This is a genomic window from Herbiconiux sp. VKM Ac-2851 (assembly GCF_013205105.1).
Classification (GTDB): domain Bacteria; phylum Actinomycetota; class Actinomycetes; order Actinomycetales; family Microbacteriaceae; genus Herbiconiux; species Herbiconiux flava.
Window position 1 is genome coordinate 757,911 of the sequence record NZ_JABMLJ010000003.1, and the last position, 14,781, is coordinate 772,691.

The window sequence follows — 14,781 nt, forward strand, 5'->3', positions numbered from 1 at the left end:
CTAGCGAGACGGCGCGTGGCGGTCGAGGAACTCGAAGACCTCCGTGGTGTCTACGCCCGTGAAGCCCGAGGTGGGCATCGCCGCGTGCAGCGATGAGTTCAGGCGCGCCGACGGGTGCGCCTGGCCCGCCCAGCGCGACGCGAGGGGCGCCGGCGGGCGGCGGCAGCAGGAGTCGTCGGGGCAGGTCGACGCGAAGCGGTTGGGGGTGTCGCGGCCGCGGAACCACTTCGCGTGAGCGAAGGCCGTGCCGACCGAGACCGAGAATTGCCCGCGCGAGGAGGGCTGGATGCGCGAGGTGCACCAGTAGGTGCCGGCCGGCTTGTCCGTGTACTGGTGGTACGGGCTGAAGCGGTCCTCGACGTCGAAGACGCGGCGCGCGCTCCAGAAGCGGCAGACGGTCTGGCCCTCGACGGCACCGAGGGCGTCGGTGGGGAAGGTGACGCTGTCGTTCTCGTAGGCCTTCGAGATGGTGCCCGACTCGTGCACCTTGAGGAAGTGCACCGGGATGCCGAGGTGCTCGGTCGCGAGGTTCGTGAAGCGGTGGGCGGCCGTCTCGTAGCTGACGCCGAAGGCGTCACGGAGGTCCTCGACCGAGAGCTCACGCGCATCCTTCGCCGGTTTCAGGATGCTCAGCGCGCTCTCCTCCGGAATGAGGAGAGCCGCGGCCAGATAGTTCGTCTCGACCCGCTGCTGCAGAAACGCCGCGTAGTCGGCGGGCTCGTCGTGCTTCAGCACGTGCGACGCGAGCGCCTGGAGCACGACCGAGCGCGGGTCGGCGTCGGGTGACTGGCCGAGCGGCACGTAGATGCGGCCGTTCCGGAGGTCGGTGACCGAACGGGTCGATCCGGGGAGGTCGCCCACGTAATGCAGCGTGAAGCCGAGGTGCGAGGCGAGGTCGGAGGCGACGCGCTGGGAGAGGGGGCCTCCCGTGTGTCCGACCGCCGCGTGCAGGGAGGCCGCGGTCTGCTCGAGCTCGGCGAAGTAGTTGTGGCGGTGGCGCATCGAGCGACGCAGGAGCGTGTTGGCTCGGCGGGCCTCTTCGGGGGTCGCGGCGCGTTCGCCGTGCATCCGCTCGAGCTCGCGGTGGAGGCCCAGGATCGTTCTGATCGCCTCGTCGCTGAGGGACTTGCGGAGGGGGAGGGCCGGCAGGCCGAGCGAGGCGAACAGGGGTCCGCGCTGGGCTCGTTCGAGCGCGATCTCGAGGGCGGCGCGGCCGGTGGGCGGCGTCGAGTCCATCAGCTGGTCGAGGCCCACGTCCAGAGCGGACGCGAAGCGCTGCAGCTCACCGAGCTTCAGTTCGCGCTTGCCGTTCTCGACGACCGAGACCTGCGAGGCGGCGCGGCCGATGGCGCTGCCGAGCTCGTCGAGGGTGAGGCCGCGCGCGGTGCGCAGCTGCCGGATGCGGCGGCCGATGGTGAGGGAGTCGGGCATGTCTCCATCGTGGGCGGTGAGCGGTGACGTCGTCGTCATGCCGGGAGTCTGCCACACGTCGTTCTTCGGGAAAACAGAAGAACGCGCGAAGTTCTGCCGAGAAAGGCGGTGAAGAGCGGATGCACGGACCGGATAGTCGAAGTCAGCCCCCGTTTCACGGCACCGACGCAAGGAGCGACACCATGACCATCCGCCCCGGAGACCAGACCCGTCCTGGCGACCAGAACCAGACCGCCGCCGAGCTCGAGCGCGAGTGGAAGACCGACGCCCGCTGGAGCGGCGTCGAACGCGACTACACCGCCGCCGACGTCATCGCCCTGCGGGGCCGCGTCGCCGAGGACGCCACCCTCGCCCGCCGCGGCGCCGAGAACCTGTGGAACCTGCTGCACGACGACACCACCTGGGTCGCCGCCCTCGGCGCCCTCACCGGCAACCAGGCGGTGCAGCAGGTGCGCGCCGGCCTGAAGGCCATCTACCTCTCGGGCTGGCAGGTCGCGGCCGACGCCAACCTGAGCGGCCAGACCTACCCCGACCAGAGCCTCTACCCGGCGAACTCGGTGCCGGCCGTGGTGCGCCGCATCAACAACGCGCTGCTGCGGGCCGACCAGATCGAGCACGCCGAAGGCATGCCCGAGAGGGAATGGGTCGTTCCGATCGTCGCGGACGCCGAGGCCGGCTTCGGTGGCCCCCTGAATGCCTACGAGCTGATGAGGTCCATGATCCAGGCGGGCGCCGCCGGCGTGCACTGGGAGGACCAGCTCGCCAGCGAGAAGAAGTGCGGGCACATGGGCGGCAAGGTGCTCATCCCGACGAGCCAGCACATCCGCACCCTCAACGCGGCGCGGCTCGCCGCCGACGTGGCGGGCGTGCCGACGATCATCGTCGCCCGCACCGACTCGCTCGCCGCGAACCTCATCACGAGCGACGTCGACGAGCGCGACCAGCCCTTCCTCGACGGCACCCGCACGCCTGAGGGCTTCTACGGCACGACGCCGGGCATCGACACCGTCATCCAGCGGGGCCTCGCCTACGCGCCCTACGCCGATCTGCTCTGGGTCGAGTCGAGCGAGCCCGACATCGAGCTGGCCCGGTCGTTCGCCGAGGCCGTCCACGCCGAACACCCCGGCAAGCTCCTCGCCTACAACTGCTCACCGTCGTTCAACTGGAAGGCCAAGCTCAGCGACGACCAGATCGCCACCTTCCAGAGCGACCTCGCCGCGATGGGCTACGCGTTCCAGTTCATCACCCTGGCGGGCTTCCACGCCCTCAACCACTCCATGTTCACGCTCGCCCGCGGTTACCACGAGCGGCAGATGAGCGCGTACGTCGAGCTTCAGGAGGCCGAGTTCGCCTCCGAGGCCGACGGCTACACCGCCACGAAGCACCAGCGTGAGGTGGGCACCGGCTACTTCGACCGGATCGCCACGGCCCTGAACCCCACGAGCGCCACCCTCGCGCTCGTCGGGTCGACCGAGTCCGAGCAGTTCCACTGAGCTGCCATTCCACTGAGCAGCAGTCCCACCGAGCTGCATCCCCGTGAACCCCACGACGAGCCGAAACGAGACACGACCATGACCTCCATCACCCTCACCACCGCCCCCGACCCCCGCCACGACGAGATCCTGACCCCGGATGCCCTCGCCTTCCTGGCCCGCCTGCACGACCAGTTCGCCCACCGCCGCCAAGAACGCCTCGAGGCGCGGATGTCCGCCCGAACCGCCATCGAGAACGGCCGCGACCTCCGCTTCCTCCCCGAGACCCGCGCGATCCGCGAGAACACCGAGTGGCGGGTGGCCGGACCCGGCCCGGGCCTCGAGGACCGCCGCGTCGAGATCACCGGACCGACCGACCGCAAGATGACCGTCAACGCGCTGAACTCAGGCGCCAAGGCGTGGCTCGCCGATCTCGAGGACGCCACGAGCCCCACCTGGGCGAACATCGTCGGCGGCCAGCTGAACCTCCGCGACGCCATCCGCGGCGAGATCGACTTCGCCACCCCCGAGGGCCGCGAGTACCGCGTGACGGCGCCCGAGACGCCGACGATCATCATGCGGCCGCGCGGCTGGCACCTGGTCGAGAAGCACCTCTGCTACACCGACCGCGCGGGCCACCGTCGCCCGGCGAGCGCCTCGCTGACCGACTTCGGGCTGTACTCCTTCCACAACGCGCACGCACTGATCGCCGAAGGCCGCGGGCCGTACTTCTACCTGCCGAAGCTCGAGAACCACCTCGAGGCGCGGCTCTGGGACGACGTCTTCACCTGGTCGGAGTCGGCGCTCGGCCTCGCTCACGGCACCATCCGCGCGACGATCCTGATCGAGACGATCTCGGCGGCCTTCGAGATGGACGAGATCCTCTACGAGCTGCGCGACCACGCGGCGGGTCTGAACGCCGGCCGCTGGGACTACATCTTCAGCCTGATCAAGAACCACCGCGACCGCGGCCGCTCTTTTGTGCTGCCCGACCGCGACCGCATCACGATGACCGTGCCGTTCATGCGCGCCTACACCGAGCTGCTGGTGCAGACCTGCCACAAGCGGGGAGCGCATGCCATCGGAGGCATGAGCGCGTTCATCCCGAACCGGCGCGATCCGGAGGCCACGGAGCGAGCCCTGGCGAAGGTCGCCGAGGACAAGCGGCGGGAGGCGGGCGACGGCTTCGACGGCACGTGGGTCGCGCATCCGGATCTCATCGACACGGCCCGCGCCGAGTTCGACGCCGTGCTCGGCGACCGGCCGAACCAGGTCGACCGGCAGCGCCCCGAGGTGTCGGTGTCGGCCCGCGACCTGCTCGACCTGTCGACGATCGAGAAGACGGTGACGGATGCGGGCGTGCGCGCCAACGTCTCCGTGGCCCTCCGGTACCTCGAGAGCTGGCTGCGCGGTGTCGGCGCCGCCGCGATCGACGGCCTGATGGAGGACGCGGCCACCGCCGAGATCTCGCGCTCGCAGCTGTGGCAGTGGATCCACCAGGGCGTCGTGACCGAGGAGGGCACCCGCATCACGCGGGCGCATGTCGAGCACGAGCTGCACGAGGTGCTGCGGATGCTCGACCGCTCCCTCGACGACCGCTACGACGACGCCGAGAACATCCTGCGCCAGGTCGCGCTGGAGGACGGCTTCCCGACGTTCCTCACGATCCCCGCCTACGCGCACTACCTCGTGGAGACCGCGCCGGCCCCGGCGATGGCCGCGTGACGCGAGGGCTCTGAACCGCACCGCCTCCGTGCCCGCCATAATGGTGGGCATGGAGGCGGATGCGGTCGGGACCATCGTGTGGATCGTCTCGTTCGTCGTCGTCACGGTCGCCGTCACCGGCCTAGCCGGGCGCGTCGGCTGGTCGGCCCCGGTGGCGCTGGTTGCGGTCGGCGCTCTCGTCTCGTTCATCCCCGGGGTGCCGACGATCGCGGTCGAGCCCGACCTCATCCTCTACGGGCTGCTGCCGCCGCTGCTGTTCGCGGCGGCCATCCGCACCTCGTTCGCCGACGTGCGGGCGAGGCGCGACGGCATCCTGCTGCTCTCGGTGGGACTCGTGGTGTTCACGGTGGTCACCGTCGGGCTGACCGCCTGGCTGATCATCCCGGCCATCTCGCTCGCGGCGGCCTTCGCCTTCGGGGCCGTGGTGGCGCCGACGGATGCGGTGGCCGTCACCGCGATCGCCGGCCGCCTCAAGCTGCCCCGCCGACTGGTCACCGTGCTCGAGGGCGAGAGCCTGCTCAACGACGCGACCGCGCTGGTCGCGCTGAACGCCGCGATCGCCGCGATCGTCAGCGCCAACACGCCGGGCGCGGAGCCGTTGACGCCGTGGGGCATCATCCTCGAGTTCGTGATCGCGGTGGCCGTGGGGGTCGGCGTCGGCTTCCTCGTGGGCTGGGTGTTCGCGCTCATCCGCAAGCCGCTGCGCTCGCCGGTGCTCGACACCAGCCTGTCGCTGATCACGCCGTTCGTGGCGTTCATCCCGGCGCAGTTCCTGCACGGCTCGGGCGTGCTGGCGGTCGTGGTCGCGGGCCTCTACCTCGGCTTCAAGGCGCCCGTCATCCAGACGGCCGAGTCGCGCATCGCCGAGTCGCTGAACTGGCGCACCATCCAGTTCCTGCTCGAGAACGCGGTGTTCCTGTTCATCGGTCTGAGCCTGTTCGGAATCTTCCAGGGGGTGGCGAACAGCGGGCCGGGCCTCTGGCCGACCGTCGTCATCTCGGTGGTGCTGCTGCTCGTCATCTTCCTGTCGCGGCTGATCTGGATGATCTTCACCACCTCCGTCTACCGCTTCGGCCCCGGCTGGCTGCGCAACCGCGGCTGGAGCTGGCGGAACGGCATCGCGGTGTCGTTCGCGGGCATCCGCGGGGTGGTGACGCTGGCTGCCGTGTTCCTGCTGCCGGAGGAGACGCCCGAGCGCTCGTTCCTGCAGTTCCTGGCCTTCGTCGTGGTGGTCGGCACGCTCGTCGAGGGCGCGTTCCTGCCCTTCGTCATCCGCCGGCTGAAGCTGCCCCCGCCCGACTTCTCGCAGGAGATGACCGAGGTGCACATGCTGATGGCCGAGGCGCAGGGCCAGGGCCTCGCGCGGCTCGAGAGCGAGGTCACCGACGCCGACGAGCAGCGGGTCGTCGACCGTCTGCGCCTGAACGCGACCTTCTTGACGGATGCCCTCGAGAACCCCGCACCGGAGGGCACCGAGCCCCCGTCCCGGGCCTACAACCGCCTGCGCCGCGTCATGATCGAGGCCGAGCGGCAGGCCGTGCTGCAGGCGCGCTCGGAGGGCCGGTACCAGGAGCGGGCCGTGAAGTCGGTGCTCGCCAAGATCGACGTCGAGGAGACCGAGCTCAACATCGGCAAGCCCCGCAAGGGGGAGTGACGAGGCGAATGCCTACCGGCGCTCGGCCAGGAAGCCCTCGATGAACGTCGCGGTGTCGTGCCAGTTGTGCACGGCCACGGTGTCGATGCCCATCGCCTTGACCGGGTAGTCGTTGCCGCCCTCGTCGAGTCGGTCGCCGACGAACAGCATGTCGTCCTGCGCGATGCCGGTCAGCTCGGCCAGGCGGTTCATGCCGTAGGCCTTGTCGATGCCCTTGCGGGTGATGTCGACTGAGGTCGAGCCGCCGGAGCGCACCTCGAGCTCGGGCAGCCGCTCGGCGACGGCGGCGCGGAGGAGTTCCTTCTTCGCGCCGTCCGGGTCCCAGGCCGACTTGATGTCGACCGGGGCCGCCTGGCCGAGGGCCGAGAAGGTGATCTGCGAGCCGCGGTCCTCCAGCACGGGGCCGAAGGTCTCGGTCTCCCAGAGGCCCAGGCGCTTGGCCTCGGACTCGAGGGCCGCCTGGGCCTCGGTCTTCTGCTCGTCGGTGAGGTTCTCGGCGTAGACCTGCGTCCAGCCGTCGTTCTCGTAGCGGTAGTACTGGGTGCCGCAGGTGGGCATGAGGTGCAGTCGCGCGAGCTTGTCGCCGGCCGACGCCGGCAGGTTCGCCACGAGCTGCGACTCGAACTGGCCGAACTGGCCTCCCGAGATGACGCACACGGGCACGACGTCGAGCAGCTCGACGAGCAGCTCCGCCATGCGCGGGTCGAGGGGCGCCTTCGAGGGCGCGAGCGTGTCGTCGAGGTCGAAGGCGACCAGGCGGACGTTCGTCGTCAAGCGGAGTTCTCCTCTGTCAGCCGCAGTCACAGCGGGGTGGTGGGGGTTCCAGGCGAGGCTAGCAGGTCGTCGATCCGCTCCGCGGGCACCGGCTCCGAGATCAGGAAGCCCTGGGCGAAGGTGCAGCCCATCTCGGCGAGCAGGCGGCGCTGCTCCTCCGTCTCGACGCCCTCGGCGACGGTCTCGCTGCCGAGCTCCTCGGCGAGGGCGATGGTCGAGCGCACCAGGGCGCGGGCGCGCGCATCCCCGCCCACGGCGTCGACGAAGCTGCGGTCGATCTTCACCTCGTCGACGGGGAAGTCGTGCAGGGCGCTGAGGGAGTTGTAGCCCGTGCCGAAGTCGTCGAGCGAGATGCGCACGCCGGCGGCGCGGAGGGGCTCGATCCGGCGTCGCACCGCCTCCGGCTCGGCGACGAGCGACTGCTCGGTGATCTCGATCGTGAGGGTCGAGGCGGGCAGCGAGCGGAGCCCGAGCGCCGGCAGCACCTCGTGCACGGCCCGGGCATCCTGAAGCCACTCGGCGGTGACGTTGACGGCCACGCTCACCGGGGTGCCACGGCTGCGCCAGCGGGCGGCGTCGTCGAGGGCGAGGGTGAAGATGCTCGTGGTCCAGGCACGCAGGGTGCCGGCCTCGTGGAGCAGGGGTAGGAACTCGGTCGGGCCGAGCAGCCCCCGGGTCGGATGGTTCCAGCGCACCAGCGCCTCGACGCCCTCGATGCGTCCGGTCGTGAGCCGCACCTTCGGCTGGTAGAGCACGACGAGCTGCTCGTGGCTCGTGCTGGAGCGGAGCTCTCGCACCGTGCGCCGACGCGCCGCCGTCACGCCGAACGCCGGCAGTGCGCCCCGCCGGAGGGCCACCGAGAGCACCGTCGTCAGCAGTGCCGCCATCGCCAGCACGACCGCGATCACCGAGCCGTCGATCAGCGGGGCCAGCACGAGCACCCCGAGCGCGGCGGCCATCGACACGATGGCGAGCGTCGTGCCGGCGCGGGTGGCCGAGGCCGGTGGCGCGGGCCGGTCGCGGTGGGTGGTGATCGCGCAGACCCAGAGGGTGAGGATGATCGAGCCGATGATCCAGGCGGCGTCGAGCGGTGTGCCGGCGCGGTAGTCGTCGCTCGGCAGCTGCAGGGCCAGCACGGTGTCGGCGGCGGCGAACAGCAGCAGCGTCGCGCCGACGAGACGCCAGTAGCCGCCCCAGCGGTCGGAGGCGGCGATGGCCACGGTCGTCGCGATCAGCAGCACGTCGACGAGGGGGTAGATCGTCGAGAGCACGAACGCCGTCGTTCCGGTGCCGACGAGCGCCTCGTCGAGCACGGGGGTGAGGGCGAGAGCCAGCAGGGCCGCCAGGCCGAAGGCCGTGATCACGACGTCGAAGACGACGGTGGTGGTGGGCGCCACCAGGTGCCGGCGGGCGAGCACCACGATGGCCGCGTAGAGCAGCAGGTAGAAGGCCGTGTAGGCGGCGTCCGGCCACGACGGGAACGGCACGGCGCCGCTGCCGTCGGCGACCCCGACGGAGAGCGTGTCGCCCAGCACGGTCGCCGTCACGGCCAGCGTCGCGAGCACCGGCACCGCCCGGTGCGCCCGGCTGAGCGCCACCGCGACGGTGCAGGTCAGGACGGCCACCCACTCGGTGCCGAGCGAGAGCACCGCCTCGAGGGCGGGATCCGTTCCCGGCAGCAGGAGCACCAGCAGCGACGCGATCAGCAGGGCGCCGGTCACAGCCAGCAGCGTGACCACCGCGCGCCGCCCGCGGCCGACGATCGCGCGCACGCCGGAGGGAGCCTGACGTGTCGCTGGATCCCTCGCGTCGTGCGTCACAGCACCCCTGCCCAGAGCGTAGTGCCCGGCGGGTGTCAGTCGAATGAGATCGTGGCGTCTCCCCAGGCTTCCCGGATGGCCGCATCGGGGTCGTCGGCCACGCGCTCGCCGCGGTCGAAGAGCAGGGTCGCCCGCCGCTCCTCGTCGTAGCGCGGCCACTCCGGAGCCGGGACGGCGCTCTCGAGGGGGCCGAGGCCCGCGGGCTCGCCCTCGCTCGCGAACGAGAGCCAGCGGCGCTGCACGGCCTCCGAGAGGTGACGCGCCTCGGCCAGACCGCCGAGCCGGAAGCTCGGGTCACGGCGGCCGATGCCGAGCGTGCCGAAGACGTAGGCGATCTCGGCGCCGTGCGTGGCTCCGATGCCGAGCAGGGTCAGCGCCGGGGTGCTGTGGTCGAAGCGGTACATCCAGGTGGGGGCGACACGGCTGTGGGCCGCCGCGAGCCAGATGCTGGGCATCCGGAAGCCGGCGTCGCGCGAGAGCTCGGCGGGCGTGCGGTGGTGCGGGAACCGCGGGTAGGCGGCCTCGATGCGGTTCTCGGCGGCGGCGAACTCCGGATGCTCGGCCGCCAGCTCCTCGAACATGACGTGCACCGACGTGGCGGTGATCGGCATCAGCGGCGACTTCATCAGGCGGAACAGCGACGCCTCGTCGTGGTTCGTGCCAATGATGAGGGGAACCGGCAGCTGGCGGCCCGCGCGGTAGGCGTCGACCGGATGCTCGGGCACGAGCTCCCCGTCGACCACCGGTGCGACGGCGAGCGTTCCGGGCTGCTCGGCGGCGACGGCCGCCACGAGGTCGAAGGTGGCTCGGGCCAGGCGGTCGGCGTCGATCGTGCGGAGCTCGGCCGCCGTCGTGGAGGCGTCGGGGTCGAGCCCGAGCAGGCCGAGGAAGCGGTGGGAGACGCGGGCGGCCCGCTCGCGGTCGTAGACGCTCGTGGCGGGGGAGCTCTCGGCGATGGCGCGGTGGAACAGGCCCTCGGCGGCGGGGGAGGTGAGGAGGGTGGTGACGCAGCCGGCGCCCGCGGACTCGCCGAAGAGCGTGACGTTGCCCGGGTCGCCGCCGAACGCCGCGACGTTGCGCTGCACCCAGGCGAGGGCGGCGAGCTGGTCGCGCAGGGCGACGTTGGTCTCGAAGGGCTCCGTGCCCTCCGCGTCCTCGGAGTCCTCGGTGCCCTCGGCGTTCAGCATCGAGAAGTCGAGGAAGCCGAGCGCGCCGAGGCGGTAGTTCAGGCTCACCACGATCACGTCGCCGTTCGCGACCAGCTCGGTGCCGTCGAAGAGCGGCTGGGCGCTGGAGCCGGCGACGTAGGCGCCGCCGTGGATCCAGACCATCACGGGGAACGGGCCGTCGGACTCGCGTGGCGGGGCCAGCACGTTCAGGGTCAGGCAGTCCTCGGACTGGGTGACTCCTTCGGGAAGGGAGACTGCCTTGTTCTCGTGCTGGACGGCGGCCGGGCCGAAATCGAGTGCCTCGCGCACGCCGTCCCACGGCTCGACCGGGGCCGGTGCCCGGAACCGGAGCGGCCCGACGGGAGGGGCGGCGTAGGGGATGCCCCGCCAGGCGCGCACCGCTCGGCGCAGTGTGCCGCGCACGGCACCGGACTCGGTCTCGACGAGGAGCGGATCGCCCGTGAGGTGCGTCATGGGGTCACTGTAGCGATTGAATGGACGGGTGAGCCACGATTCGATCGCCCTCCCGTCCGCCCTCAGCTCGTCGGCGCCCGCCGACGTGGCGCTGGTCGACGCGCTGCGCGACGACCTCGTGGCGGCGCGCTACCGGGTCGACACGATCGACGCGCTGTGGGGGCCCTCGGCGGCGGCCGCCTTGCACCGGGGGCAGCGGGAACCGGCGGTGCGCGCGATCTCGCGGGCTCGAGCATCCGGAGCCCCCGTCTCGCCCGTGTCGACGCTGGCCCGGCTCTTCCTGCTGGGGTCGACCGTGCCGGCTGACGAGGTGGCGGATGCTCTGCCGCGGCTCGGGGTCGCCGGCCTCGAGGCGCTCGGCTTCGTCGGGCCTTCTGGCGCGTCTGGCTCTTCTGGCGGGGTTCGTGCCCGCCTTGACCTGCGGCCGTACAGCTTCGTCGACTCGCTGGGGGCGGGCAGCTGGTGGATCGCCTCGGATCTCGGTGAGTCAGTGCTCGGACGGCCGCTCGACCCCGACCACGTGCTCGGAATCGGCGGGGCGTCCATGACGCTGTCGGGGCTGATGATCCCGACGCCCGTCGACTCGGTGCTCGACCTCGGCACCGGATGCGGCATCCAGGCCCTGCACGCCGCCCGCCACGCGCGCCGGGTCGTGGCCACCGACATCTCGCGCCGGGCCCTCGCGATCGCCGCCTTCAATGCGCGGCTGAACGGGATCGACTCGATCGAGTTCCGGCACGGCAGCCTGTTCGAGCCGGTCGCGGGGGAGCGGTTCGACCGGATCGTCTCGAACCCGCCGTTCGTCATCACGCCGCGGCAGGAGGGCGTGCCGCTCTACGAGTACCGCGACGGCGGGTTGGTGGGGGATGCGCTGGTGGCGTCCGTCATCCGCTCGGCCCCGTCGCATCTGGCGCCGGGCGGCATCGCGCAGCTGCTCGGGAACTGGGAGTACGGGGATTCGGACGGGCTGCACCGGGTGCGGTCGTGGGTGGCGTCGTCGCCCGTCGCGGTCGACGCGTGGGTGATCGAGCGCGATCGGCAGGATGCGCCGCTGTACGCGGAGACGTGGATCCGGGACGGTGGGACGCGGCCGGGGACGCCGGCGTTCGACTCCCTCTACTCCAGCTGGCTCGACGACTTCGAGGCGCGGGGCGTGCGCGAGGTCGGGTTCGGGTACGTGCTGCTGCGGCGGCCGGTGGCTGCCGGCGCAGTCGGGTCGTCGCCTGCGTCATCGTCGCGGTCTGCGGTGCCGGCCGCGTCAGCGTCTGCGCCTGCCCCGACGCTCGACCGCTACGAGCGGGTCGACGCCGCGATCGGCTCGAACCCCATCGGCCTCGGCGACCACCTCGCGGTCTGCCTCGCCGGCCACGACTGGCAGGCGCACCGCTCCGACGACGAGCTGCTCGCGGGCACCTACGTGTACGCCTCCGACGTCACCGAGGAGCGCCACTACTGGCCGGGCCACGACGACCCCGTGGTGATGACGCTCCGCCAGGGCGGCGGCTTCTCCCGCTCGACCGACCTCGACACCGGCCTCGCCGCCTTCGTCGGCGCCTGCGACGGCGACCTCTCGGCCTCGGCCATCGCGGCGGCGATCGCCCAGGTGCTCGACGCTGACGAGACGGCCCTCCGCGCGGCCCTCGCCCCCCGCCTCCGTGAGCTGCTCGCCGACGCCTTCCTCCTGCCCGCCTCGTAGGGGGTCTATCCGCCGGCGGCGCGCGGCTCTAGCCTGGGCGCATGACAGGGGTCGGGGAGAGCGCGCGCGTGGTGCGCGCCGAAGTGTGCGTCGTGGGCGGTGGGCCGGCGGGGGTGATGCTCGGGTACCTGCTGGCGCGGGCCGGGGTGGACGTCGTGGTGCTCGAGAAGCACACCGACTTCTTCCGTGACTTCCGGGGCGACACGATCCACCCGTCGACCCTGGCGCTGCTCGGGCAGCTGGGGTTGCGGGAGGAGTTCCTCGAGCTGCCGCACAGCGAGGTGGGGAAGCTCGACGCCGTGGTGAACGGCACGCGCATCCACGCCGTCGACTTCGCGCGGCTCGGCGGTGAGGACGACTTCCTGACCTTCATGCCCCAGTGGGACTTCCTCTCCTTCCTCACCCGCAAGGCGTCCGAGTTCGCGTCGTTCCGCATCCTGATGGGCACGGCGGCCACCGGGGTGCTCGAGGAGGCCGGTCGCATCACCGGGGTGACCGCCGAGGACGCCGACGGCCCGCTCGAGGTGCGCGCCGGCCTGACCGTCGCCGCCGACGGCCGCGGTTCCACGGTGCGGCCCGCTGCGGGTTTCGTGCCGACCGAGTCGGGTGTCGCCATCGACGTGCTCTGGTTCTCGCTGCCGAAGCCCCGCGCCACGCTGAAGCCCACGCTGCTCTACGTGGCCGACGGCTCGTTCGTGCTCACGATCGACCGGCGCGACCACTTCCAGGCCGGCCAGATCATCCAGAAGGGCCGGTTCGACGAGGTGAAGGCCGCCGGGCTGGAGGCGTTCAGGCGCAATCTCGCGGTCACCGCCAAGCCGCTGACCAGCGTGGTCGGCACGCTCACCGACTGGGACCAGGTGAAGCTCCTCAGCGTGCAGGTCTCCCACCTCGAGCGGTGGCACCGGCCGGGGCTCCTCTGCATCGGCGATTCGGCGCACGCCATGTCACCGGCCTTCGGGGTGGGCGTGAACTACGCGATCCAGGATGCGGTGGCCACCGCGAACGCGCTCGTCACGACCCTGCGCTCGGGCGGGGGCACCGCCGTCTCCGACGCCCAGCTCGCGGCGATCCAGCGCCGCCGGCTGCCGCCGGTGCGCCTGATGCAGGCCCTCCAGCTGCGGGTGCACGCCACGATCGCGAAGCCCGGCGCGGGCCCGCTCCTCGCCAGCCCGCCGACGCGGCTGCAGCGGATCGCGCTGTCGCTGATCGTGCCGCTTCTGCAGGCCGTCGCCCCGCGGCTGATCGGCCGGGGCATCCGGCCCGAGTCGGTCTCGGCCGAGCTCCTCGCCGTGATGCAGCCGGTGCACAGTCAAAGCACAGACGGCGTGGGAAAGATGGGAGGAAGCGACGGCGCACGCGGCGCCGACTGAGATCGGAGCGATCAGCATGGGATTCCTCGACCGACTGCTTGGCCGGGAAGAACCGCAGCAGAACCCCGGCTACGGCCAGGGCGGGTACGGGCAGCAGCCGGGCTACGGCCAGCAGCCTCCCGCCGCACCGGGCGCGTCCGGGCAGGGTGCCCAGGGCGCTCAGCGGAGCGACGACGAGATCGCCGTCGAGCGGTACCGCTACCTCCTGCGCACCGCTCCGCCCGAGACGATCGAGCAGGTGCACGAGGAGGCGTTCACGAAGCTGACGCCCGAGCAGCGGCGCATCCTGTTCACGCAGCTGAGCGAGAACGCGCCCGCCGGCGACCAGCCGAAGGGCGACGACCCGCACTCGCTGGCGCAGTCGGCGACGCGGTCGGAGATCCGCCAGCCGGGCACCATGGAGCGCGCCTTCGCGGGCGCCGGACGCCAGGGCGGAGGCATGGGTGGCGGCGGAGGCATGGGCTTCGGCTCGATGATGGCCTCCTCGATGCTCGGCACGGTGGCCGGATTCGTGATCGGCTCGGCGCTGGTCAGCGCCTTCCTCCCGCCGGTCGGCTTCGACCAGGCCGGCGCCGATGGCGCTGACGGCGGCGACAACGGCGACGGTGGGGATGCGGGCGCAGACGGTGGCGACACGGGCGGCGACGCCGGGTCGGGTGCCGACGCGGGCGGTGACGCCGGCTCGGTCGACGCTTCGGGCGGCGACTGGTCGGGCGGCGGCGGCGACTTCGGTGGTGGCGGCGACTTCGGCGGGGGCGACTTCGGAGGCGGCGACTTCGGCGGAGGCTTCGACTTCTAGGCGGAGGCCCGGCAGGCCGGCCCAGCGCGGGCCGGGTGCTGCGACCGTGCGGCGACGCGCGCGGCAGACGGCTGTCGACTGGATAGGGTGAACGGTATGACCGATCTGCGCATCGTCGAGCACGAGCAAGACGACACCGTCACCTACTACGTCGTCACCGACCTGAACCCCGACGACTTCCCCGACGCCCCGTCGCTCGGGCCCTTCGCCACGCGCGCCGAGGCCGAGCAGGCCGTCGTCGACTGGGACGCCGAGCTGATCGCCGACGCCGACACCGATCCCGCCGCGAGTGGCGACCCTGCCGCCGCCCCACCCGCCGGCCCGGCCGGCAACGACCCGCTCGGCGACGCCGACGGCCGGCCCGAGCGCGTCTGAGCGCGACGCGCCGAGCGCC

Annotated in this window: 11 protein-coding genes; 7 read left to right on the top strand and 4 right to left on the bottom strand. The window is 72.0% G+C overall.

Annotation, left to right across the window (positions count from 1 at the left end):
* Nucleotides 1–1,470: a helix-turn-helix transcriptional regulator gene (locus tag HQQ85_RS16910; protein WP_173183664.1), complete on the bottom strand. Its 1,470-nt coding sequence runs from the start codon at nucleotides 1,468–1,470 to the stop codon at nucleotides 1–3.
* A 143-nt stretch (nucleotides 1,471–1,613) separates the two neighbouring features.
* Between HQQ85_RS16910 and aceA the strand changes: the two genes are divergently transcribed.
* The 3 genes from aceA (at nucleotide 1,614) to HQQ85_RS16925 (ending at nucleotide 6,282) form a co-directional block, all read left to right on the top strand.
* Nucleotides 1,614–2,924, top strand: a complete 1,311-nt coding sequence (aceA, locus tag HQQ85_RS16915; protein WP_173183665.1) for an isocitrate lyase — start codon at nucleotides 1,614–1,616, stop codon at nucleotides 2,922–2,924.
* A 78-nt stretch (nucleotides 2,925–3,002) separates the two neighbouring features.
* Nucleotides 3,003–4,628, top strand: a complete 1,626-nt coding sequence (gene aceB / locus HQQ85_RS16920) for a malate synthase A (RefSeq protein ID WP_173183666.1) — start codon at nucleotides 3,003–3,005, stop codon at nucleotides 4,626–4,628.
* Between the two features lie 49 nt (nucleotides 4,629–4,677).
* The gene (locus HQQ85_RS16925) at nucleotides 4,678–6,282 is read left to right on the top strand and encodes a Na+/H+ antiporter (protein ID WP_173183667.1); all 1,605 of its coding nucleotides are present in this window, start codon (nucleotides 4,678–4,680) and stop codon (nucleotides 6,280–6,282) included.
* A 12-nt stretch (nucleotides 6,283–6,294) separates the two neighbouring features.
* Here HQQ85_RS16925 and HQQ85_RS16930 read toward each other — a convergent pair whose 3' ends face one another.
* The 3 genes from HQQ85_RS16930 to HQQ85_RS16940 all read right to left on the bottom strand — a co-directional run bounded on the left by HQQ85_RS16930 (nucleotide 6,295) and on the right by HQQ85_RS16940 (nucleotide 10,519).
* Nucleotides 6,295–7,056 (bottom strand): HAD-IIB family hydrolase, encoded by a 762-nt coding sequence (locus HQQ85_RS16930; RefSeq protein ID WP_173183668.1) that lies wholly within the window; start codon nucleotides 7,054–7,056, stop codon nucleotides 6,295–6,297.
* A 26-nt stretch (nucleotides 7,057–7,082) separates the two neighbouring features.
* Nucleotides 7,083–8,828 (bottom strand): EAL domain-containing protein, encoded by a 1,746-nt coding sequence (locus HQQ85_RS21710; protein ID WP_173183669.1) that lies wholly within the window; start codon nucleotides 8,826–8,828, stop codon nucleotides 7,083–7,085.
* A gap of 83 nt (nucleotides 8,829–8,911) precedes the next feature.
* Nucleotides 8,912–10,519: a carboxylesterase/lipase family protein gene (locus HQQ85_RS16940; protein ID WP_173183670.1), complete on the bottom strand. Its 1,608-nt coding sequence runs from the start codon at nucleotides 10,517–10,519 to the stop codon at nucleotides 8,912–8,914.
* A gap of 28 nt (nucleotides 10,520–10,547) precedes the next feature.
* Between HQQ85_RS16940 and HQQ85_RS16945 the strand changes: the two genes are divergently transcribed.
* From HQQ85_RS16945 to HQQ85_RS16960, 4 genes are all read left to right on the top strand, one after another.
* Nucleotides 10,548–12,215 (top strand): methyltransferase, encoded by a 1,668-nt coding sequence (locus HQQ85_RS16945; RefSeq protein WP_371741941.1) that lies wholly within the window; start codon nucleotides 10,548–10,550, stop codon nucleotides 12,213–12,215.
* 41 nt (nucleotides 12,216–12,256) lie between these two features.
* The gene (locus HQQ85_RS16950) at nucleotides 12,257–13,588 is read left to right on the top strand and encodes an FAD-dependent oxidoreductase (protein ID WP_173183671.1); all 1,332 of its coding nucleotides are present in this window, start codon (nucleotides 12,257–12,259) and stop codon (nucleotides 13,586–13,588) included.
* 16 nt (nucleotides 13,589–13,604) lie between these two features.
* Nucleotides 13,605–14,387, top strand: a complete 783-nt coding sequence (locus tag HQQ85_RS16955; RefSeq protein WP_173183672.1) for a hypothetical protein — start codon at nucleotides 13,605–13,607, stop codon at nucleotides 14,385–14,387.
* Nucleotides 14,388–14,483: 96 nt separating this feature from the next.
* Nucleotides 14,484–14,762 carry a hypothetical protein gene (locus tag HQQ85_RS16960; RefSeq protein WP_173183673.1) on the top strand — a complete coding sequence of 93 codons (279 nt, stop codon included), beginning with the start codon at nucleotides 14,484–14,486 and terminating at the stop codon, nucleotides 14,760–14,762.
* Nucleotides 14,763–14,781 lie beyond the last annotated feature (19 nt).